Origin of the sequence: Defluviicoccus vanus, from assembly GCF_014672695.1 — a bacterium.
In the GTDB taxonomy this organism is placed as follows: domain Bacteria; phylum Pseudomonadota; class Alphaproteobacteria; order Rhodospirillales; family Defluviicoccaceae; genus Defluviicoccus; species Defluviicoccus vanus.
On the sequence record NZ_CP053923.1, the window covers coordinates 3,449,659 to 3,472,123 of the forward strand.

General features: G+C 64.2%; 16 protein-coding genes, 1 tRNA gene and 2 pseudogenes. 4 read left to right on the forward strand and 15 right to left on the reverse strand.

The genetic code is table 11. The features are described 5' to 3' along the window. Window positions 1-15: 15 nt before the first annotated feature. The 5 genes from HQ394_RS15680 to HQ394_RS20175 all read right to left on the reverse strand — a co-directional run bounded on the left by HQ394_RS15680 (window position 16) and on the right by HQ394_RS20175 (window position 4,844). Window positions 16-435: a hypothetical protein gene (locus HQ394_RS15680; protein WP_190261004.1), complete on the reverse strand. Its 420-nt coding sequence runs from the start codon at window positions 433-435 to the stop codon at window positions 16-18. A gap of 229 nt (window positions 436-664) precedes the next feature. After that, on the reverse strand, window positions 665-1,129 hold the full coding sequence (locus HQ394_RS15685) for a DUF805 domain-containing protein (protein WP_190261005.1): 465 nt from the start codon (window positions 1,127-1,129) through the stop codon (window positions 665-667). Between the two features lie 83 nt (window positions 1,130-1,212). After that, complete coding sequence (locus HQ394_RS15690) at window positions 1,213-3,552, reverse strand: adenosylcobalamin-dependent ribonucleoside-diphosphate reductase (RefSeq protein WP_190261006.1); 2,340 nt, start codon at window positions 3,550-3,552, stop codon at window positions 1,213-1,215. A 144-nt stretch (window positions 3,553-3,696) separates the two neighbouring features. After that, the gene (locus HQ394_RS15695; RefSeq protein WP_190261007.1) at window positions 3,697-4,443 is read right to left on the reverse strand and encodes a lysophospholipid acyltransferase family protein; all 747 of its coding nucleotides are present in this window, start codon (window positions 4,441-4,443) and stop codon (window positions 3,697-3,699) included. Then, window positions 4,437-4,844 carry a YdcF family protein gene (locus HQ394_RS20175; protein ID WP_223292118.1) on the reverse strand — a complete coding sequence of 136 codons (408 nt, stop codon included), beginning with the start codon at window positions 4,842-4,844 and terminating at the stop codon, window positions 4,437-4,439. Before HQ394_RS20175 ends, HQ394_RS15695 begins: the two co-directional genes overlap by 7 nt. A 965-nt stretch (window positions 4,845-5,809) precedes the next feature. Here HQ394_RS20175 and HQ394_RS15705 point away from each other — a divergent pair. Beyond that, window positions 5,810-5,884, forward strand: a tRNA-Thr gene (locus HQ394_RS15705). A 795-nt stretch (window positions 5,885-6,679) separates the two neighbouring features. On the opposite strand, the gene HQ394_RS15710 is transcribed toward HQ394_RS15705, so the two are convergent. Next, window positions 6,680-7,060 (reverse strand): GapR family DNA-binding domain-containing protein, encoded by a 381-nt coding sequence (locus tag HQ394_RS15710; protein ID WP_190261008.1) that lies wholly within the window; start codon window positions 7,058-7,060, stop codon window positions 6,680-6,682. A gap of 248 nt (window positions 7,061-7,308) precedes the next feature. Further along, window positions 7,309-7,998 (reverse strand): annotated as a pseudogene (locus HQ394_RS15715) (IS3 family transposase); the annotation flags it as partial. A 45-nt stretch (window positions 7,999-8,043) separates the two neighbouring features. On the opposite strand from HQ394_RS15715, the gene HQ394_RS15720 reads away from it, so the two are divergent. Continuing rightward, entirely contained in the window at window positions 8,044-8,763 is a 720-nt protein-coding gene (locus tag HQ394_RS15720; protein ID WP_190261010.1) for a phospholipase D-like domain-containing protein, read from the forward strand. A 387-nt stretch (window positions 8,764-9,150) separates the two neighbouring features. Here the strand turns inward: HQ394_RS15720 and HQ394_RS15725 are convergent, their stop codons facing one another. The 6 genes and pseudogenes from HQ394_RS15725 to HQ394_RS15745 all read right to left on the reverse strand — a co-directional run bounded on the left by HQ394_RS15725 (window position 9,151) and on the right by HQ394_RS15745 (window position 12,804). Further along, window positions 9,151-9,762, reverse strand: coding sequence for a calcium-binding protein (locus tag HQ394_RS15725; RefSeq protein WP_263053737.1), 612 nt, complete (start codon window positions 9,760-9,762; stop codon window positions 9,151-9,153). Between the two features lie 105 nt (window positions 9,763-9,867). After that, window positions 9,868-10,146 (reverse strand): annotated as a pseudogene (locus HQ394_RS21295) (calcium-binding protein); the annotation flags it as partial. Next, the gene (locus HQ394_RS21300) at window positions 10,143-10,382 is read right to left on the reverse strand and encodes a hypothetical protein (RefSeq protein WP_407644753.1); all 240 of its coding nucleotides are present in this window, start codon (window positions 10,380-10,382) and stop codon (window positions 10,143-10,145) included. The pseudogene HQ394_RS21295 and the gene HQ394_RS21300, both read right to left, overlap by 4 nt. Then, a complete protein-coding gene (locus tag HQ394_RS15735; protein WP_190261012.1) occupies window positions 10,300-11,151 on the reverse strand; it encodes a calcium-binding protein in 852 nt (283 codons plus the stop codon). Before HQ394_RS15735 ends, HQ394_RS21300 begins: the two co-directional genes overlap by 83 nt. Before the next feature lie 97 nt (window positions 11,152-11,248). After that, the gene (locus tag HQ394_RS15740) at window positions 11,249-11,821 is read right to left on the reverse strand and encodes an OsmC family protein (protein ID WP_190261013.1); all 573 of its coding nucleotides are present in this window, start codon (window positions 11,819-11,821) and stop codon (window positions 11,249-11,251) included. 50 nt (window positions 11,822-11,871) lie between these two features. Beyond that, window positions 11,872-12,804 (reverse strand): hypothetical protein, encoded by a 933-nt coding sequence (locus HQ394_RS15745; protein WP_190261014.1) that lies wholly within the window; start codon window positions 12,802-12,804, stop codon window positions 11,872-11,874. Window positions 12,805-14,164: 1,360 nt separating this feature from the next. Here HQ394_RS15745 and HQ394_RS15750 point away from each other — a divergent pair. Both HQ394_RS15750 and HQ394_RS20185 read left to right on the forward strand, forming a co-directional pair. Continuing rightward, window positions 14,165-16,423: an ATP-binding protein gene (locus HQ394_RS15750; RefSeq protein WP_456151635.1), complete on the forward strand. Its 2,259-nt coding sequence runs from the start codon at window positions 14,165-14,167 to the stop codon at window positions 16,421-16,423. Between the two features lie 11 nt (window positions 16,424-16,434). Next, window positions 16,435-16,707, forward strand: coding sequence for a hypothetical protein (locus HQ394_RS20185; protein WP_223291636.1), 273 nt, complete (start codon window positions 16,435-16,437; stop codon window positions 16,705-16,707). Between the two features lie 281 nt (window positions 16,708-16,988). Here HQ394_RS20185 and HQ394_RS15760 read toward each other — a convergent pair whose 3' ends face one another. Together HQ394_RS15760 and HQ394_RS15765 are read right to left on the reverse strand one after the other, a co-directional pair. Beyond that, window positions 16,989-20,681, reverse strand: coding sequence for a WD40 repeat domain-containing protein (locus HQ394_RS15760; protein WP_190261017.1), 3,693 nt, complete (start codon window positions 20,679-20,681; stop codon window positions 16,989-16,991). Beyond that, a complete protein-coding gene (locus tag HQ394_RS15765; RefSeq protein ID WP_456151449.1) occupies window positions 20,678-22,234 on the reverse strand; it encodes an SIR2 family NAD-dependent protein deacylase in 1,557 nt (518 codons plus the stop codon). Before HQ394_RS15765 ends, HQ394_RS15760 begins: the two co-directional genes overlap by 4 nt. Window positions 22,235-22,465: the final 231 nt, after the last annotated feature.

Sequence of the window (22,465 nt, forward strand, 5' to 3'; positions counted from 1 at the left end):
GAGAGGCAGGCGGGATCAGGGATTGCCAGGAGTCGAATTATCAGGGGTCGAGCCGGGTAGAGCGGCTGGCGCCGGCGGCGCCGCTGGCATTGGTTGCGCCTCGCTACCGGCAAGCGCCCATCCTTGCGTGCGCATGCAGCCTTCGAAGGATCGCCGGTTTGGGAAGCTCACCATGGAGGCAGCACCGGTAACGCTCACATTGGGCGTGCTGTAGGTGACCGCGTCGGCGGTGCGCTGATCGAAGCTTGAATTCATCGAGCTGAACGACTGCATCTGCAGGGTTCGCCGGCACATGCTATAGGCACTGCCGAAATTACCCTGATTGCCTTGACCGACCCAGCGGTAGCCGCTCTGCTCGCCGCTTTGCATGAGCTCCGACGTCTCGTTGCTGCCGCTAGCGCAGCCGGCAGCGGCGAGCGCCAGCGCGATTGTCATCAGGCGCCACCGACCCCGGTTAAGGTCAGCGAAGGATCGGATGATGTTCAATGCCTTGCCCTCCATAGACCGCACGAGACTATCCAATCGCACATTTTGCGTGTCCGGGTAAAGAGGGGTGAGGCGATAAGCGGACATGGTGCGGCGGGTTTTGATCGTGTCGCGTTTGTAGATCGATGCGCGGGCTCCGCCAAAGATCGGCAGCGCCGTTTCCTGGTCTGTGGTGATGTCACGCTGGCCCGCGGCGCCCGGCAAAGGTGGCGGTGGGGATCAGCAGCAGGGCGAGGAAGGTGACCAGGTGAAAGATGCTGGCGGTCTGATTGCCCACCAGGGCGGTGATGACCAACTCGAGGCCGAAGATCGCCGCAACGCCGAGCCAGCCGGGTAAGCCCATGTCGCGTAACCGTTTTGCCTGCAGGTTGATGTTGGCGAAGCTAATTGCCGCACCGATCACGATCGTTGCCACCAGCAGCAGCGAGATCGCCGTGCTGCTCAGGTGCTGCAGCAACAGTTCCTTGGCCTTCTCCGCATCGCCGCCGGTGATGGCTTCGCTCAACCCTTCGCTCCCGCCCAAGAGGACGGTGAAGGCGACACCAATGGCAAAAACCAGGAGCAGCAGCAGCAGGCAGTAGCCAAGATAGGGCAGGCGTTGCAAGCGGCCGTCGCGCACGTCGCCGAAAAGTGCCGTTAACATCTCGTGTTACCCCCGCAATCCATTGAACTCTTGCATCCTTCGTCTCGCCGTCCATCGACGTGCCGGCGCGAAAGCGCCCCCGCTCACCCGCACTTTGAATAGCCACAACTGGTGCACGTATCGCAGCCCTCCTGGCGCATCAGCGATGGTGATCCGCACTTGGGACAGTGGCGGAACCGGCGGTCGCTGACGGCGGTCAGCTCGTCGCCGACGACCTGACGGGTGGGTTCGATCAGCGGCGCATGCCGACGTTCCGGCGCCGGGATAAAACCGGTGTCAATCATGTGCTTTTCAATCACCTCGCCGATGGCGGCGAGCAGGCTCGGCACGTAACGGCCGCCCATCCACTGGCCGCCGCGCGGATCGAAGACCGCCTTCAGTTCCTCGACGACGAAAGAGACATCGCCGCCGCGGCGGAAGACGGCAGAGATCATCCGCGTCAGCGCCACCGTCCAGGCGTAGTGCTCCATGTTCTTCGAGTTGATGAACACCTCGAACGGCCGCCGCCGCCCGTCCTGGATAATATCGTTGAGGGTGATGTAGATGGCGTGGTCGCTCTCCGGCCAGCGAACCTTGTAGGTCTGGCCCGGCAGCGCCTCCGGCCGGTCGAGCGGACGAAACATCTGCACGATGGCGCCGGAGTCGCCCAAGTCCTTCGGCCGCGGCTCCATCACCGGCGCCGGCAGCGGCAGCTCCGCCTGTGCCGCGGCAGGCCGTGCCTTCGCTGGTTGCCGGACTTCGAGGACCGCACCGGTGACGTCGTTGGGGCGATAGGTAGAACAGCCTTTGCACCCAAGCTCGTAGGCGTGCAGGTAGACGTCCTTGAACTCGTCGAAGGAGATGCCTTCGGGGCAGTTGATGGTTTTCGAGATCGAACTGTCGATGTAGGTCTGTAACGTCGCCTGCATCACCAGGTGGTCGGTGGGGCTCAGCCCCTGCGCATCGACGAAGTAGTCCGGCAGCGGCGCGCCCTCGCCCTTGAGGCGGCGGAACAGCCGGTAGGCATAGTCCGAGACCTCCTCCTCGCGGCGGTTGCCATCCGGCATCAGCACATGGCGGACATAGCGAAAGCTGAACACCGGCTCCAGCCCGGACGACACGTTGTCGGCAAAGAGCGAGATGGTGCCGGTGGGAGCGACCGAGGTGAGCAGCGCGTTGCGGATGCCATGGCGGGCGATGGCGTCGCGCACGTCGGCGTCGAGGTGGGAGACGGTTTCCCCGGCGAGGTAGCTGTCGCGCTCGAACAGCGGGAAGGCCCCCTTCTCGCCGGCGAGGTCGGCCGACGCCAAGTAGGCCGCCCGCTGCAGCGTCGCCATCCAGCGTTCGGTCAGCGCCACCGCGCTCTGGTCGCCATAACGGGCGCCACAGAGGATCAGGGCGTCGGCAAGGCCGGTGATGCCAAGGCCGATCCGTCGCTTTGCCCGCGCTTCGTGCTCATGCTCCGGCAGCGGAAAACGCGAGACATCGATCACGTTGTCCAGCAGCCGAACCGCGGTGGCGACGAGGTGGGAAAGCTGGTCGGCATCGATGCGGGCAGCCGGGGTGAAGGGATCCTGCACCAGCTGCGCCAGGTTGATGGAACCAAGGAGGCAGGTACCATAGGGCGGCAGCGGCTGCTCACCGCAGGGATTGGTGGCGTGGATGGTTTCGCAATAGTGAAGATTGTTCAGACGGTTGATCCGGTCGATGAAGATGACGCCCGGCTCCGCATAGCCATAGGTGGCGCGCATGATCCGGTCCCACAGCTCGCGGGCGCGCACCACCCGGTAGACGGTGCCGCGGAAAGCCAGTTCCCATGACGCATCGTCGCGGACGGCTTGCATGAATGGATCGGTGACGAGCACCGACAGATTGAACATGCGCAGCCGCCCCGGTTGGCGCTTCGCCTCGATGAACGCCTCGATGTCGGGATGGTCGCAGCGCATCACCCCCATCATCGCCCCACGTCGTGAGCCGGCACTCATGATCGTCCGGCACATGGCGTCCCAGACGTCCATGAAGGACAAGGGGCCGGACGCGTCGGCGCCGACGCCGACCACCGGTGAACCCTTTGGCCGCAGGGTGGAGAAATCGTAGCCGATGCCGCCGCCCTGCTGCATCGTCAGCGCTGCCTGTTTCAGATGCTCGAAGATGCCACTCATGTCGTCGGGAATGTCGCCCATGACGAAGCAGTTGAAGAGCGTCACCCGGCGACCGGAGCCGGCCCCCGACAGGATGCGGCCGGCGGGCAGCAGCTTGAAATCGGCCATTGCCTGAAAAAAGCGTTCTTCCCACCTGACCGGATCGGCCTCGACGGCGGCGAGAGCACGGGCGACGCGCCGCCAAGTGTCGGGAATGGATTTGTCGAGGGCACTCCCATCCACCGCTCGCAACCGGTATTTCATGTCCCAGATCTGCTGAGAGACGGGAGTGACCTGCACCATCGCGGTTCTCGCTGCTGAAGGGCTTGGTTGCTGCTGGCGGCTTGTTTCGGCACCGAAGCTCAGCCACCGGCTACTTTACGTGTTGCCCGGCTCCGCGTCAATGTTCACGTTACGTTCATGGCGGGCGCCGACATGTCGCCGGCCTTAGTCTGGCGTTGGCCCCGTGGGAAGCGGCTCGCCGTCATTGGCGCTCAGTCGCAAGGTGGCATCGTCGATCCGCGTCGCCAATTCCTTCAGGAACGCGTCGCGGGAGAGGCCGCGGGGTATCGCCGGCAGGAACTCGATGGTGACCAGCCCCGGCCGCTTGCGCAGGCTGCGGCGGCCCCAGCGCAAGCCGGAATTGAGCGCCACGGGTATCAGCGGCACGTCGATGCGCTGATAAAGGGCGGCGATGCCTGGTTGATAGGGCACATGCGCATCGGCTGCCACCCGTGTGCCTTCGGGAAAGACGATGATCTGCGAGCCGTTGGCCAGGCACGCCGCCACTGCCGGCAGCATTGTCCGCAGCGCTCGCGCCCCGGCACTGCGATCGATGCCGATGTTACCCAGCGTCTTCAGGTACAGGCCGAACAAAGGCACCTGCAACAGCTCGCGCTTGAGCACGAAAACCGGATCATCGAGGATGACGTGGAAGATGACAGTGTCATAGGCCGATTGGTGCTTGGCGGCGAGAATGGCCGGGCCCTGCGGCAGATTCTCCTGGCCAACCACGCGATAGCGGATGCCGCAGATGCCACGGGCGAGACCGACGATGCCGCGGCACCACAGGGCCGCGCACCGCTGCAACTGCCGTCGTGGCAGGGCCAGCAAGGGCAGGAAGAGGACGACAAGCGACCAGGTCCACAGGTTGGCGAGGATGGCGAAGGCGAGAGAGCGCAGGAAGATCAGCATCGGCCGAGCCAGTGGGCACCGGCGTGGAGGGCCTGCAGCCAGGCGTCGCGTAGCGCCGCCGGGTTCGGCAGCCCCAGCCGATGGCGCGCCGTGGCGAAAAGGTATTTGCTATATTCGGTGACGATCAGGGCGGCCGTTCCTGGACTGCGCCACCAGGCATCCTGGTGCACGCGATGTGGAAAAACCGGATGGGGAATGACCCGCGCTTCCGGCAGCGCGTGTTCGAATTCGAGCAGGCTGCGCGGCATATGGTAACTGCCGGTGACCAGGCGCAGCGAGTGGTAACCGCGCCCGCGCATCCAGGTCGCTGTTTCTTCGGCGTTGCCGGCGGTATCGCGTGCGCCGTACCCGGTCTCGATCCGGGAATCGGCGGCGGACGCTGGGATGCCGGCGACACGCAGTAGATCGGCGACCGGAACACCGGGTGCACGCCGGAAATAAAGACACGCTCACCCTTGCGCTCGGCCAACAGCCGTAGCCCGGTTGCCAGCCGCTCACTACCGCCAGTCAGCACGACGATGGCGTCAGCGGCGGTGGTGTCATCGACGACGTCGTCGGGAATGGTATGGGCAAAGCGAATCAGTCCCACGGACCAGACGGCAGTGCCGGCCAACAGGCCGCTCAGAATCAGCAGTGCCGCAAATCGCAGCCGTCGCCGGCGCGGCGCGGGACGCATGCGCATCTGTCTGGCGCGCTTGGGCGTCGCGGCAACGGCAACGGCAGCGGCCCGGCTGTCCGTCGGTCCGCTTCCACCCTGGCGCCGGCGACCGGTGGCGGGAATAGGCGCAGCCGTACCTGCACGCTGCCGGCGGCGGCCGGCCTGCCGGTTGCGCCGGCGGTGCGGTTTCGCGCTCTCGTGTAACCCTCGATCCACGTCGGAACTCGTTCGATCGCTGCTGTCTCCCGTTGCGACAGAGTGGTCCGCTTGCCAGCCTTCTTCACCGTCTCGTCGCAGCACATCGCGATGCGGCCAGCCCGTCAAGAGCTTATCGCCATCGGCGTAGGCGCGGCGAAGGCGTGGATGAAATCAGCATAATGTTGCCGTCCTTCGCCCAGCGCACCGGCTTGCCGTCACCCGCCTGTCGCGGCAGGTACGCTTCCATGCCGGATGCCGAGCGCTCGAATCATCGGTGGCAGCCGGCGGCAGCGCACGCATCGGCAGCGCCATCGTCGGTGCTTGCCGGGGTATTCCTGACGGTCGGGTGGCGATCGGCGGCGGGCTGGGAGAGGCGACAAATGCATCTGGGCGCGGGTCTTGGCAGGGCGAGCGGGCCGGCAAGGGAAAAATGCCACGCGCCGTGATGTCGGAAACGTTTGAAACCGCGGGCGGAGCCCGTAATATGCGCCCGTGCAGTCAAGACGCAGCGCCGCGGTAGCTCAGGGGCAGAGCACGTCCTTGGTAAGGACGGGGTCGGTGGTTCAATTCCACTCCGCGGCACCACTCTTTCCAATGAAATTAATGGCTTAGCTAGGCCACCCGACGCCTCTGCCCGGAACGATCCGGAACCGCGCGGCAGAACGAAGACCGAATCGGCAAGCAAAGGCGTGCAAAATCCGTGCAGCTTGTTCGTTGTAAGTTCCGGTGGTTCTGGCGACAGGACGATCCGCGGGGCGTCGCCGCCGCAGCTGGAAAGACAAGCTTCGCTCATTCGGTGCGGATCCGCAGCCTATTGGTGCAGGCATGCCTGCTCGCGTCGCTTTCGGAGCGATTCGCACCAAAGCTGTGACCTTCTCGTCAAATTAGCCCCTTTCGCGGTCGCCTTTCCCACCGTCCCGCGCGGGCCGCCGTCGCCGACTGAACGTGACTACGGTCAGCCCGAAAAGAAGGTGCGTTGGAAAAAGGGAAAACGACCGTGAGGGCATAAGAAAACCCGGCAGCCAGTAGGCGCCGGGGTTCCTTGGATACTGCGTAACTTGAGCCTGACATCTCATCAGTTACGCGGTCTCCTGCGAATTGGCAAGTGAAAAGGCGCCGAAAGCGCAACAGGTGAGCTTTGCCTGAACGGTCCCCCGCCTACGAGGGACCGAACGAGATGCCTCGTGTCCATAGGGCGCCGGCTGACACGCCCGGCCCATGCCGGAGAGCGGCGAAGGACCTACACCACTCCAACGGGACACGATCTTCCAAAGGTCCGGCGCCTCCGGGTCTGCGCGCTGCCCTATAGTCAATTCCTCCCGCCGACACATTGAAGGCCAGCGCAGCGGGCCTTACAGGCCTCTGGATACGCCGGCCCAGTCAATCTGCAGCGGGAAAGACATCACTCGGCCAACGCGATCCCTTCCGCACTTGGCGAAACGGCTCCTTCCTGCGAGCGGCTCTCTGACCCGGCTGGCATCGAATCCTCGTCGGCGAAGGCGAAGTCGAGTGGCGTCCCCGACGCGTGAGCGTACAGCACCAGGTCGTTGAGCGTTCGTTCTCCTGGCTCGCTCGCCGCTTGTCGCGGCGGATCGCCACTAGTCGGAGGACAGCGGCGACGTTGAAGCCCTCGTCGCGCACTTCCGCCTTCAGGTCCTTGAGGTTTTCCTTCAATCCGTCGATTTCATCGAGAAGGTGTTCCAACCGCTCGAGAAAGGACGTGAGCCTTTCCGTCGCTGCTGTGTTCTGACCGATCGACACGATGTTTCCTTCGTCTGCACGCTGGGTGTTCGCTGCGCCAGGGGGCGCCTGTAATCCGAAACGAAGGTGCCGGACCGAATGACCTCCCGTCAAACCGCAGGCTGTTGGTCACTACAAGCACATTCAAAGCGAACGGAATTCGAAGCATGGCACAGAATGCTGGAGGAGCACGACGCCCTCGCGTACGCGAGATCGACGGCGTTGATACCAAGGGTAGCCCCTCCGCCCCCGTAGCGCCACACCGCCATCGGGGTCCGGCCGGCCAGCGCCTGATGCGGCCGGCGGGTGTTGTAGAAGCCGATCCACGCGGCGATCCCGTCACGCGCCTCGCGACCATCGGCGTAGCCCTTCAGATAGGCGTCCTCGTACTTCAGCGACCGCCACAGCCGTTCGATGAAGACATTGTCCATCCAGCGGCCGCGGCCGCCCATCGAGATCCGAATGTCGGCGCTNNCGGTCAGCCGGCCGGTGAAGGCAGCACTGGTAAACTGGCTGCCCTGGTCGGTGTTGAAGATCTCCGGTCTGCCGAAGCGCGCCAGTGCCTCGTCGAGCGCGTCGACGCAGAACGCGACGTCCATGGTGTTCGACAGCCGCCAGGCGAGCACCGCCCGGCTCGCCCAGTCGATGATCGCCACCAGGTAGAGAAAGCCGCGGCCTACGGGCACGTAGGTGATGTCGGTCGCCCACACCTGGTTCGGCCGGTCGATCACCAGGTCGCGCAGACGATACGGGAAGATCTTGTGCCCCGGCGCCGGCTTCGTCGTTCTCGGCTTCGGCCCGAGAGCGGCGATCCCCATCCNCCGCATCAGCCGCTGCACCCGCTTGCGGTTGACGGTGAGGCCATCGGCCCGCAGCATCACCGTCATCCGCCGCGAGCCGAGAAACGGCCAGGCCATGAACAGCGCATCAATCCGCGGCATCAGCGCCAGATCCTCGGCGCCGTTGACAGCTGGCGCGGTTTCTTCGTTCAAGCCAACAATGCGGTGGTCCTGCAGGGTGCCAGCGCAATCGCACCCTTCAAGGCAGCATTTGACGCCTACTGGGCGAGCGACGACGTCTTGATCTTCGGCAAGAGCCCCTCGGCGACGTGGACCGATCTTGGGCTGTCAGGCATCGACGCCAAGGTCGCCTTTTCGCCGCACGCGCCGGCGAACGCGCTGCTCGCGGCCGTGGCAGAAGACATCGAGAGCCATACGACGTCGTGCCTCTTTTATTCGCTGGCCTTTCTCTTTCAGACCAAGGGAGCGATCCGTGATGCGATCAAGGCGGTGACGGACCGCAACGACCTGTTCGTATACGGCATCTCGGACAAGAAGGTAGGCGGCCTCGACCTCCAGAAACCCGATGGCAATCGGGCCCCCGTCAGCGCCGCGGCACTTGGCAAGAACGCGCCAAAGCCGTTCTCAGAAGAGCCGGCTGGAGGCGGAGGCACCCGCATGCACCACAAATTTTTGGTGATCGACTTCGATAAGCCGTCCGCTCGAGTTTACTTTGGCTCCTACAACTTCTCCAAGTCGGCGGACCGGGAGAATGGCGAGAACCTCCTCGTCGTCCGTGACCGACGGATCGCCGTGTCCTACGTGGTGGAGGCCCTGCGCATCTTCGATCACTACCACTTCCGGGTGGCGCAGCAGGAGGCGAGGAACGCCAGGCGCAAGCTTCTGCTCAGGCGACCTCCGCGGGCTGCCGGAGGGACCGCGTAGTTCGCAGAGGATTATAGCGTTCCGGTGAAGATCCGCGACCGTGAGCTCTTTGCCTGAAAATCCTTGCGACCGCGGCTCCAGTCCCTCGGGCCATTCGTGCTTGTTGCCCTCGTTCAAGCGGATACGTCGCCATTGGGATGCTGCTCCCGAACCGCCGGCCGATGGTCGGGGTCATCAACGTCGGTCGGTGCCTGCCTCTCAATTCTTTCTATTGCGGGCGCGACCGAGGCGCAGCGACCTCTACAAAGCGGAATCCGATCGCGTCGAAACTTGCGGACGGCGCGCGGATGTTCACAAGGGTGAGCCGCTGGAGGCTGTAGCTGGCCGGCGCTGGAGACAGAGGCGCCCCGGGAAACATGGGGCGCCTCGCCTCTTCGGTGCTGGGGGTCACAGGATGAAGTCGGCGGCTTGCCAATTGCCCGCAAGGATGTCGCCATCGTGGACAATGATCTGCAGGTCGGCGCCGCCTCCGTCAACGTCGGCGAGGATCAGAGTGTCGGCGCCGGCATTGACCAGCGACAGATGGCCGGCGCCGGTGCCGCCGAAGATGAAGGCCTGGTTGCCAGCCACCGTCGTATTGGCGTCGATGGCGCTGAGATCGATCCGGTCGCCACCGGCGATGCCGATCCCCTCCATGTCGAAGATCTGGTCCGAGCGGGTCGTCGTCGACTGCGAGACCGCGGTGAACCGGAAGACATCGTCGGCGAAGTCCACGCCACCCAGCAGGGTGTCGGCGCCGTCTCCGCCCAGCATCGTGTCGATCCCGTAGCCGCCGTAGAGAGAGTCGTCGTCGGCACCGCCGTTGAGAAAGTCGTTGCCGGCATAGCCCAGCAGCGTGTCGTTGCCGGCGCCGCCGGCGATGCTGTCGGCGCCGGTGAACGTATAGATGTAGTCGTAACCGTCATCACCGGTGACGGTGTCGTTGCCGAGTGACGACACGTTGAGGTAGTCGTTGCCGGCGCCGAGGTGGATCAGGTCGTCGCCGTCGCCACCGTTCACGGTGTCGTCGCCGTCGCCGCCGTTGATCGTGTCGGCATCCGCACCGCCATCGATCGCATCATTGCTCTCGCCGCCGCCGATCGAGTCGTTGCCCGATCCGCCGTTGATCGAGTCGGCCCCGTAGTTGCCGAGCAACGTGTCGGCGCCGTTGCCGCCGTCGTAGTATTCGCCGCTGGTGTAGCCGTAGATGTAGTCGTTTCCGTCTTCGCCGTAAAACGTATCGTTGCCGCCCGAGAAGACGTCCAGATAATCGTCGCCGCCGCCGAGGTAGATCAGATCGCTGCCGTTGCCGCCATCGACGGTATCGTTGCCGCTGCCGCCGTAAATCGTGTCGCCGTAGTCGCCGCCGTAGATGCGGTCGTTGTCGTTCCCGCCGTCGATCAGGTTGTTGCCGCTCCCCCGTAGATCGTGTCGTTCCCGTAGAGGCCGAGCAGGGTGTCGTTGCCGGCGCGCGCGTCGATGACGTTGTCGGCGAACGAACCGATGACGTAGTCGCTGCCGTCGCCGGTGTAGACGTTTTCGAAGTTGGCGACCGCTTCACTCCAGCCGCCGGGACCGGACGCCGTGCTCGAGAACAGATTGACGGTGAGGACCGGCGAAGAAGCGGTAGTCGATCGTATCGGTGCCGTAGCCGCCGTCCATGCTGTCGATGCCGTAGCCGCCATCGATCAGGTCGTTGCCGTCTCCGCCGAGCAGCGTGTCGTTGCCGTCGTCGCCGAGAATGTACTCGTGACCGACGCCTCCGGCGATGTAGTCGTTGCCGGCGCCGCCGAAGTCGGTGTCGTTGCCGCCGCCGATGCCATAAATGTAGTCGTTGCCGGTGCCGAGCATGATCGAATCGTCGCCGGCGCCACCGATCACGGTATTGTTGCTGTCGTAGGTATGGATCGTATCCGCGCCGTCACCACCGTTGATGTAGCTCCTGCCGTGCTTGTCGCTGATGTAGTCGTTGCCGGTACCGCCATAGATCGTGTCGTTTCCGCGGTCCCCGAACAAGGTATCGTTGCCGGCGTCGCCGGAGATCGAGTTGTTACCCTCGGCGCCGTAGATATAGTCGTTACCATTACCGCCGTAGATCGTATCGTTGCCGCCGGTATTGAAGGGTACATAGCGGTCGTTGCCATCGCCGAGGTACACCAGGTCGTTGCCGTTGCCACCCTCGACAGTATCGTTCCCTCCATTGGCGTAGATGGTGTCGTTCCCAGCCTTGGCGTTGATTCCGTCGGAACTGTTCGAACCGTACACCAGTTCGGATTTATCGGTTCCGATGACCGACAACGAGGGAGAAATCGAACCGAGCGCATCGACATCCGCCGTCGTGTCGGCTTGATGATATTTGTGAAGGGATGACGTGGCTTTCCGGTCCAGGTCACCCGCCGAGCTGCTCATCTGCGTATCCTCTGCTGCGAACGTCCTCCTCCCGCACGGCCCTCATCGGTGGCGCGCGAACCCCGCGCCGCAAGGGCCGTCCGGCGGAGGCACGATGTCAGTCGATGACGAGGGTAGGCGTTAGCGCCACCGGTCGCGCCAGGTTGTGGACGTTGGGCGAGGTGGCCAGGACGGCGGCGTGGATGTCCTCGAACTGCTGCCGGGTGCCGTCGCCGCGAATGTGGACGGTGTAGCGCAGCGCTTCGTACCCCGGCGCGACCTCGGCGCTCAGCCCGAGGAAACCGCGGAGGTCGATGGCGCCTTCGGTCTCGATCACCAGATGCTCGAGTGTGATGCCGCGGACGGCGCACTGCGCGACGTAGCCCACCATCATGCACGCATTGAGGGCGGCGATCAGGTACTCCTGCGGGTTGGCAAACTGGTTCGAGCCGCCCAGTTCCAGCGGTTCGTCAATGTCGATGGAGAATTGCCGATCGACGTGCTCGCCACCGAAGCCGAAACCTTGCACCTCGGCGCGGCTGCGGGTCTGCCCCTTCCAGGTCGTTTCCACTCGCCACTGCGTCATCGCCTTCGCCTGATCGGCCTCGATCGAGGCAATCAGCGCCTTGAGATCGTCGAGGTTGATCCCGTTGACGACCGTGGACTCTTTCGCCTTCGTCATCGTGTCCATTGTCTCGCTCCGTCTCTTTGCATTCGGTTGTCGTGAGATTCGTGTGGGCGCTAATGCAGCGTCGCCAGCGCCGCCTCGATGCGCCGGCCCTGCGGTTCGGTGATCAGGCGCGACAGGACGCGGACAGATCTCGGATGGGCGGCGCCGGAGTGGATGTATTGCCAGCGGTAGGCGCGGAGGAATGCCGCCTCGATCGCTGCCGCTTCGGGCGCGTCGACCGGCCTCTCGACGTTTTGCATAAAGTAGCGCGCGTCGGCCGCAGCCTGCCCCTGAAGGATGCCGTCCACCGCGCCGACCAGGTCGATGAAGTCATCGACCGCGCGATCGCGCTCGTCGGCCGTCAGTTGCGCGTCCTGTCGCTGCCACTCGAGTTCGTCGAGGATCGCGTGCTGGCACTCCTCCCTCCAATGGAAGAAGAAGATGTCCTTGAACAACTCGGAAAGCTCGGCGTCGGCTTCGATGCTCTGCCAATAATGGAGCTGGGTGAACAGCTCGATATCCAGCGTCAACGCCAGCACCGCCCAGGTGCTCTTGCCGAGCACGGCCTCAGCGACGGCGTTCGGATCGACGTCGAACCGATATCCCTCCGGCAGGACATCGCCGATCATCCCGTCCACGCGACGAAACAGCGCCTGATGTTTGAGCTCCTCGTCGCTGAACCGGACCAGCGCTTCGAGCGCAACCTGGTTAGCGAGCCAGTGCTCGCGGCTGAGCTCCAGCACCTTGGCGTTGATGAAGCGCTCGACGAGACCGAAGACGTTGGCGTAGGTGCGGCCTTGAATCTGGCTGACGAAACGCCGCTCATCCTCGGAGAGCGTGGTGAAGTCCTGCGTCAGGGATAGCCCGTCCGGGAGATACTTCTCCGTCCGAGAAAACTTGCGCTCCCGGATCACGTCCAGGTCGATATCCCAGCGGACGCTCTTCGACGCCTTTACGCAGCGCGCGTAGCGATCGCCGAACGTGGCCTCTGTTGTCCCATCCATCGATGTTTCCTCCGTTGCGAAGCGTGTCTGCGAAGACCGGCGAACGGTTGTTTCGTCGTCAACGGGTGGATTGTGGAGGCCCTGCGTTGGAGCGAGCGTGGGAACGCCCGATGAAATTGTGGAGTCGACCGTGGATTCACTTGCTGCGACAATGGGGCGGTGAGCTGGGAACGCGGGGCCCGGGCAACAAGACCTCAGCCACGAACAGACAGCCAAAGAGTTCGACGTCGCGACACCGATGCTTCGATTGCAGCTGCTTGGCGACTTCGCTGTGTTACGGAACGGCGCGCCGATACCACTTCCGCAATCGCGGAAGACGCGCGCGCTCTTTGCCTATCTGGCGGTTACGGGTCGGTCGCACCAACGCGAGCGGCTGTGCGACATCTTCTGGGACGGTCCGAACGACCCCAAGGCAGAGCTGCGTTGGAGTCTGTCGAAGATCCGGCAAATGCTCGGGGACGAGGCCGGTCCGTCGATCGACGCGGATCGCCATACCGTCAGGTTTCCTCCGGAACAGATCGAAAGCGATTTCGCCGATGTTCAAAGTCTCGCGGCCGCCGATTTGTCGGTCGCCGCACTCGGTCGGCTCGAAAGGGCGGCCGAACTGTTCCGGGGCGGNTTTCTGGCCGATGTTCCGATGCCTCGTTGCCCAGAGTACGAGCTCTGGCGGAACGCCTTGGCGAACGACTGCGATCTCCTGCACGTGCGCATCCTGCGAACGCTGATCGAACGCTTGAACAGGCAGCCAGACCGAGCTTTGCGATATGCCCACTCACTGAGAGCGCTGCTGACGGACGATCGAGACATCGGCAATCAAATCAATGATCTGCTACGCGCCGCGCAGGCGGGTCTCGTCAACGGCGCGATGACTCCCGTCTCTCGAGCAGCATCGACACCCGAGACGACTTCAACCGCGCACACCCCTTCGATGTCGGCACTTGCGGCGATCGCCGGTGTGCGAACCTACGCGACGGTGTATGCCGCCGAGCTTATTCCTCCCCCTCGCCACTTCGAAGGCGTGGATCCGGAAATCGCCGAACACGAGCTGACGCTGCTTCGCCAACAGATCGGCAAGGTCGCCGAGCGACACGGCGGTGTTGTTGTTTCGGAGGTAATGACCGAGATTACAGTGGCTTTTGGTGCGCCGGGTTCATTCGAGGATCACGCCGCGCGAGCATGCGCTGCCGCCCTCGATGCGCAGGCGACCATTCAGTCACTGACCGACGGCGTCGTCGCCTTGCGTGCCGGCGTCGACTCTGGCGAAACATTCACCAAGCTCGTCCCCAACAGGAGCCGCCCCGAGACCGCCGGCCCACCGCTGCTTGGAGCGCGCGAACTCATGCGCTCGCTGAGACGGCCGATGTCCGTCGCCACCGGGCGCGTCTGCCGGCTGACGGGCGCAAGGATACAGTTCTGCCTTGTCGCGGAGAGCGATCTCGCCGGGCTGCCAGGGGAACAGGCGGCGTACCGGATCGAACGAGAGGACCATGCGCTGTCGCGCTGGGGGCAGCGCGCCCGGCAGGGTCTGAGCAAATTTGTCGGACGCGACGCCGAGTTCGCAATCCTGCAGCGGGCGGGTGAGAGCGCAAGGCTCGGTCATGGCCAGGCCATCGGCGTGCAAGGCAGTCCGGGAGTTGGCAAATCGCGCTTGGCGCACGAGTTCCTCGAGCGCGCCGCCGAAGCCGGTTTCGCTGTCCTCGAAAGCGCACCCGTCGAACTCGAAGCGCTCGTCCCCTATCGCACGCTCAAGAAGCTTCTCTGGTCCTGGCTGGGACTGGCTGAAGCGGCGGATCCGAAGGTCATGGCCGCTGAACTGGCGAAACGCGTCTCGGGCGTCAGCACGCCGGCGAATTTGACCGATCCCCTCCATTACATATTGGATCTCCCAATTGGGGGAGGGTGGTCCAAGCTCGATCCTTACGAACAGGCAGCCCACATTCGTGCCGCAGTAAGACAACTGATTGAACACGAAGCCCGGCGGCGCCCCCACGTCATACTTCTCGAAGACTTACATTGGCTCGACGCCGAAAGCGAATCCGTCGTCGCCGCTTTGCTCGAACACGTTGCGCAACAGTCCATCCTGCTTCTCGTGACCTACCGGCCTGAATACTCCAATCGCGACGTCTTGAGCAGAATGACCCAAGTCACGTTGAATTCACTCAGCGTTGCCGAGACGAACTCGCTTCTGGATCACCTGCTCGGCTTCGACGAGAGCCTCGATTCGGTCAAGCACCTTATCCTCGGCCGGGCGGATGGCGTGCCGCTGTTTCTGGAGGAACTCGTTCAGGAGTTGATCGCGGGCGGGACACTCAGCGGCGCGCCTGGCGACTACAAATGCATCGAGCCGCCCGACAGCCTTGTCGTTCCGTCGAGCCTGCGCACGGCGATCGGCGCTCGCATCGACCGGCTCGATAAGGCAACGCGGAATATCCTGCAGGTCGCATCGGTGATCGGGCGGGAAGTGGACGAGTCTATTCTCAGGCGCGTATCCGAATTGTCGATCAATGAGCTCGCCACACGTTTACGACTCCTGCGCTCCAGCAACTTCATCCATGAGCAGCAGTCATTCCCGTCTGTGATCTACGCATTCAACCATGCGCTCATCTATGATGTCGCCTATGCATCCATGCTTCTCGAGACGCGCCGCCTGCTGCACGAAAAGGTCCTGCGCGCTCTCGAAGAGGATACGAGCCGCCCGGAGGAGGACGTCGAGGCGCTCGCCGAGCACGCACTGCGGGCGAAAGCATGGGAAGCCGCACTACGTTACTGCGTTCGCGCCGCCGAGCGCGCGGTCGAGCGGTCCGCCTATGCGGGGGCCGTCAGGTTCCTCGAAGGCGCAGTAGAGGCTCTCCACAACCTCCCGAGAACGCCCGAGCGTCTTGCTCTGGCTGTCGATGTGCGGACGCGCTTGCGACCGGCCTATGAAGCGACCGGACGATTCTCGCCCGCGTTGAGACGACTTGAAGAGGCGCAAGAAATTGCCGGGGCAATCGGCGATGAACGCCTCGAGATGAAAGTATTATTGCATCATAGCTANTTTGAACAGTACGGTCGTGCCGAACCAGCTATAACTCTTGCCAAGAGGGTTGCTGATATCGCGCGATCGCTGGGCGAAGAACGCTATGCGGCAGAGGCTGACCTCGCTTATGCACAGGGTCTCGCGCAGAGGTATGACGTGGTTGCGATGCTGCCTTTGCTCGAACCCCACCGCGATGCTTTTGCAGGGCGATGGCATTGGGACCGCTTTGGCCTNACTGGGTACGCGTGCGGTGTTCTTTTTCGGCTATCTCAGTTTTGCCTATGCGTTCCTGGANNTCGCTTGCAGGAAGCTGAAGCTGCAGGGCAGGAGGCCGTCTTGACTGCCGGTGAGACAGGCAGGCCGATCGACAAATGCGCCGCTCTGTTTTATGCGAGTTACGCTCGCCTTTTCGCCCGTCCTGATGCCGCCTTGATCGATGACTTGAAGCGGGGGCACGAGAATGTCGCGATGCGCTTCGGTCGCCATTCTACCCATGCTTGTTGGCGCGGCTGGCGCAGGCTCAAATCGCGGCCGGCCCGCTCAACGAAGCCTTCGAGACGATTGCCCGCCTGGATGAGGCCGCGGGCAGACTCGAAATGACGCATTGCCGGGTGCAGGCTCAAGCCCTTGGCGCGATCGCCAGTGCCAGGCAACGAGACTGTTCCGCTCAGGAAGCGCTGGCATCGGCCCTGTCGAGCGTACGCTCGTTGCCCGACCCATGGATGGAAATATTGATCCTGAAGGCACAAGCGGAGCTCGGCAGCGAAAATGCAGAGGCACTCGCGCGCGCAGCCCTGTCCGTGGCCGAAACCAGCGGGCTCAGCGTGGAAATTGCGCCATGCTACGCCTTGCTCTCCAAACTGCCAAAGGCGCGCCGGAGGTGAACCTGCGAGGGGGATTCCGACGGACGGCGGACCGAAGTGAACACTTGCTCCAGTAGCGGGTCATCTGCGTCGATCGGGGGCCGGCTCTCAATTTTCCGCGCCGAGTGACAGACGGGGTCGGTGGTTCAATTCCACTCCGCGGCACCATTTAGAATCAATGGCTTGGCGTCAGGTCTGGCCTGCCGTTTCATGTACGGTATGCTTGCGCCCGGCCAGGATCAGCGCGAGAGAACGCTCATCCCCGCATCGTCCCATACCTGCCGTCGCCCTCGTCAGGCGCTTTATTCCTCCTGTTGATCGAGTTCGTCGTCGTTGACGCGGTGCGCGCGCGCCTGCAGGCGGCGGGCGAGCAGGTCGAGGTCGTGGAAATTGATCGGCGCCACCAGGAAGGTCCCGTCGGTGCTGGCGGTGGCGAGTCGGCGGCCGTCGGGGCTGAAGGCGACGCCGCGAACCGCTCCGTCGTGCGCGGTGATCGTGTCCACCAAGCGTCCGCCCGGCATGGCGAGCAGATAGGTGCTGCCGTCGTTGCAGGCGACCGCCAGCCGCGAACCATCGTTGTTGTAGGCGATGGCGTCGCAACTGCCCCCGGCCGGCAATCCGAGTCTCCGCAGATCGACGATCAGCCGCGGTGCGCCACTGCTGCCGGCGAGACTTTCCTTCGGCCATACCACCAGCTGTCGAATCCCGAGGGCCGCGAGTTCTTCGCCATCAGGGCGAAAGGCAAGATCGCGGAAAATGCTGACGCCCTTTCGTTCGAGGCGGCCGCGATCGTCGCCGGTGTGTGTCCAAAGGCGGATCACACTGTTGTTGCCGGCGGTGGCGATCAGATCCTCGCGTGGGCTGATCGCAACTGCCTGAATCTGGACGTTGCTGCCTTCCGCAGCGTGGCGGAGTGCTACCACTGGCGCCTCGTGATCGGCGAGATCGTGCAGGTAGACGTAACCATCGGCACTGGCGGAAGCGAGATAACGACCCGAGGCATCGAATGCCACGTCACGCAACTGGTCCGCGTGGTCGCGGAGAATCGCCAGTGTTTTGCCGGTGCCGACGTTGTCGAATGTTTCGCCGGTTTTCACGTCCCAGAGGCGAACGGAGCCGTCGAAACCTGCCGTCGCCAGCGTCTCTCCCGATGCATCGAAAGCGAGTTGGTAGACCTCGCGACCGTGTCCCGACAATGTCCGCACCAACTCCGGAACGTCGCCCTTGACGCTCCATAGTTTGGCGGTTCCGTCGGCGCCTGCGGTGGCGATCAGATCGCCGCCGGGGGCGAAAGCGATGGCGTTGATGCTGCCGGCGTGCCTTCCGACATTCCACAGCCGCAGTGTCTTGTCGCGCGCGCCAGAGACGAGGAAGCGGCCGTCGGGACTGAAGGCAACCCCCTCCACGTAATGCGTGTGGCCGCGGAGCACGAACAGGGTCTGGCCACCGGCCTGATCCCACATCCGTATGGTGGTGTCACCGCCGGCGGTGGAGATGCGCGTACCGTCGGCGCTGACGGCAAGATTGCGAATCCGGTCGGTATGTCCGGTTAAAATCGTTGTCTCCCAGGCAACGGCGCCTTCGTTTGCGGCCTGGGCCTGGATGCCAACCGTACCGATTTCGCGCGGTTCGACGGGAACACCCCGGTCTTGCTGAGAATCGAGGGCCAGCCCATCGGGAGTCGGGCGAAAAATGCGGCCAAGGCCGTCGCGACCGACGGTGATCAGCGAGTCGCCGTTCGGCGAGAAGCTCACGGCGTCACTTTCGACGCTATTCGGTACCGTGGCCACGCGCTGGCGGCGGGCGATGCTCCATATTTCGGTGAAGCTTCGCCCCATGCCGCCGGCGGTGACTGCGGCGGTGGCGAGACAGCAGCCGTCGGGCGAGAACGCCAGTCCCATCACCCGGGTGCCGCCAAGATCGATCTCCACCGGAGGTGAGCCGTCCGCTGCATCCAGGTCCCAGACCTTGATCACGGCCGGCTTGTCTTCACCCGCCCAGCCGAAGGTTGCGATACGGCGGTTGTCGGCGGATACGGCAAAGGCGCCATAGATCGGGCTGCCGTGGACGAACAGGCGCGGCTCGCTGGCGGGATGGTCGAGGTCATACAGCCGAACCGTATCGCCGGCGACAACCAGCAGCCGGTGGCCGCTCGAACCCACCGCCGGCGGCAGGAAGGCGACGACGCGCACCCATTCGCTCTGCGGCAGCGGCGTGCCGTAGGGGTGCAGTTGACCGTCCTGCAGTGTCCACAGGGAAACCCGCCGGTCCCGGCCGCCACTGGCCGCCAGCTGGCCGTCGGCGCTGACGGCAACGCTCGATACCAGATCGGCGACGGCAACTTTCTGTTCGAGATTGGGCAGGATACGCAGGCTCTGGCGCAAAGCGTCCTGTGCCGCCTGGGTTGGTGGCAACAGCAGCGAGCCGGTTTCGTCCACCGCCTCCAGCGCCTGGTCCAAGGCGTTCAACGGTTCGTCCCGTGAACCGGCGAGCAGCGATTCGGCGGCGGCACCATTCGCCTCGGCACGCCGGCCTTCGACGAAGGAGAAGCACCAGCCGGCCAGGGCGATGAGGGTGAGAACGCCGGAAGCGAGGAGGAGGCGCGTCAGCGCCCGTCGCCGGATCGCGGCCTGCTCCCGCTCGGCGCGCCGGTTGAGTTCCTCCCGTTCCCGCTCGGCTCGCGCTGCCGCCTCGCTGCGCTCCCGCTCGATCGCTTGCTGCTCCTTGCGTCGGGCGAGGTAGCGGCTGCGCCATTCGAGGATCGCTGGCGCCAAGACGTCGTGGAACACCTCGTAGGCGTCCTTGTCACGCTGCTCCATCAGTTCGGTCGGCCGCAGGATGCGGACGCGCGGATTGCACAGGGCGTTCAGCACCCCCGCCACGTGATCGGCAAGCTCCGGTCCCGCCCAGCCGATGAGTGCCTCGCGCGAGCAGGCGATCTTGCCGCCGGTCGGGGTGACCAGACGGTCGAAGATATTGGCGCAGACGGCGCGCTCGGTGTCGTCGAGGCGCTGCATCGCCACGTCGAGGTGCTGACCGACGATCGATTTGGCACCGCCCAGGGCGCTCAGCGTCGCGGTGCGAAGACACCGGGATCCCTGCTCCTGCTCCTTCTCCCACAGGCGGAAGAGGACGAGTTGCAGGAAGGGCGCTTCGATGGCGAGCTCCTCTTCCTGCTCGCGGTTGGCGATACCGCTTCCCGCCAGCCGGGCGACGGAGACGTGGCCGACGCGGACCTGCTGAATTAAGTGCGTGACCAGATCGTCCTCGATCGCAACCGGCTGACCTGCTGCCGCGGGTCGTGCATTCCACACATCGAGCGGTCCGCGAATGGCCATCCGCGCTCCTGCTTCGTCGAGGTGGCGGAGGCGGAGGCGGTTGTTGAGCAGATTGGGGATGCGTTCCTGGAAGTGGTCGAGCTTGGCCAGTCCGTCGTCGCGGAGCGCCAGGAGAAAGCCCACGTCCACATCCTCGCGGTTGACGGCGCGGGCAAATTCCGCTTCGAAGGAGTCCGGTGCCGCCGACTTCGGATGATAGACGAAGTATTCCTCGAACTGATCGAAGACGATCAGCAGCGTTTCGTGCACCGCTTCGGCGCAGGCGCGCAGAACCTCGTCGAAGGGCAGCTCCGCTGAGGGTCGCGGCTGCTGCGGCTTCTTCGCCCATGTGGCCTCGATGCATGCGCGTGCCAGCGTCAGGCGGAAATCTGCCCTTGCCCATTCGCTGAAGATGATCACCGGCGTCGCCGGACGCTGCCGCTGCAGCTGCGGCAGGACGCCGGCGTTGAGCACCGAGCTTTTGCCGACACCGCTCGATCCGTAAAGGATGGTCAGCGGCTGGGCGATCAGATTGGCGATGATCAGGCGCTGCGCGCGTTCGCGGCCGAAGAAATAGCCGGCATGTGTCGCCTCAAAGGGTTGCAGACCAACGTAGGGGCAGTTCACGTCGTGCGCCGGCGGCGTGCCGGATTCGGTCAGGGCATCCGGCACGGTCATCCGCGTAACCTTTCGCTCAGTTTCGCGACGAACGCATCGATCGCGATCTGATAGGGAAAGACACCGCGACGGCGCCAAAGCTTGATCTCAAGCTCATTCAGCGCATCGTCGATTGCCCATGAGGGAATCTCGTCGTCGTCGCTGGCGGCGAGGCGGCGGGCGAAATAACGCGCGAGACTGCGCATCACCAAACGCAGGTTCCAGTCCTGGAGGCTGAAGCCGACGAAGAGCAGGCTGCGGTCATGCACATGCGCGCCGAACACCGAAGGTATCGCTGATTTGGCGGCGACCCGGGCGAGCAACTCCACGTGGTCCTCTTCAGTGATGACGAAGCTGTCCCATTCGTCCGTTCCCGGCAGCACCGCACCGTGAATCTTGAAGATGACCGTTGTCGTCGTCAGGTCGATGTCGAGTTCGTTCGGGGGCGGCGTCTTCGGCGTGTGGCTGCCGTGCGGCCACCACATCACCGCGTTCGCCAAGTCCTTACGATCGGCAGGATAAACCACCAGGTCGTAGGCCTTGCCGGCCGCCGCGAAGGCCTGTTCGATCTGGCGGTCGTAGTTGGTGGTGATGATCAGCAGCGGCGTCGGCACCGTCGCGAGCAGCGAATACATGGACGGCAACGTCGCCGCGGCCACCTGCTCCGCGTCCAGCAACTGTCGCAGACGATCGCGCAGCGTCGACCGGGTGCCGAATGCTTCGTAAAACGATGCCACCTTGGCTAGGTTGTCGCGATTGGCCTCAAGCGGAAAGCCGGTGTCGTTGGCGAGGAATTGCGCCAGTTCCATCCCGCTCGGCAGGAATGCCGGCGCCTTCGGATCCCATTGCGCGTTCGCCGGACGGGCGCAGTCGGTGACCCCGGCGCCGATGATCGGAATCACCTTGCCGCTGCGCAGCAGGCTGGAGATCAGGCTGTAGGGCGGCGGCGGCGTGTGCTGCGCCGGTGCGGCCTGCTGCTGCGGCAGGCGGTCCTTGATGTAGGCGCGCAGATCGGCGCGCAGGAAGTCGCGAAACTCCTGCGGGTTGTCATAATTCTTGAAGCCGCCTTTCAGCGAGCCGTCGGCGCTTTCAAACCGCTTGAAGAACTGCATCACCCGTCGGCGCTGTTCCAGCAACTGGTCCGCGCCGGGATCATCGACGTCGATNNATTGACCTTGGCGGTGCAGCGATAGAAGAATGTGCGGCTGTGGGGTCGCCGCCAGAGCGTCTTCGAATTCCCATTCGGTGCCGGAATGATAGCTGCTGCCGTCCGCTTTGCGGTAGCTCTCGGGAAGGGGCGTGCCCATGCGCGACCATAGGATGACGATGACCACGTCGCACTCGGATGGTTTCGCCAGCCCCCGGTTGACCGCCTCCTGCGGGGTAAGCGTCGCCGGCATCGCCACCGGGGCGGTGGGATCGTCCCAGCGCACTGCTTCGCAGGTCAACTGGCCGCGCAACAACGGATCACGCGGCAGCTCTTGCTCAATCACGCTCTGGGCTAGCGTTCTCTCGTCACCGACGTCACCCGGCGATGAGAGGAAAATGCGAAGATGCATGCCGCCGACCCCCATCTCACTTCATTTGAGGGCCTATTATCGCCTCCCGATGCTCGTCGGGCAATGTAACCCTCCGGGCGATCACGCAAAATGGCACTTTCAGCTGGTGTGATGCTGGATTTCCCGCCATCGACTGGCGATGATTCCCGGGCCACGGGCGGTGCAGCGGTGGGATTACCGTCACCACCACGGCGGAGGAAGGCCGCCGCGAAGGCGCCGCGACTTGCCCCTTGCGGCTTTCGCTCC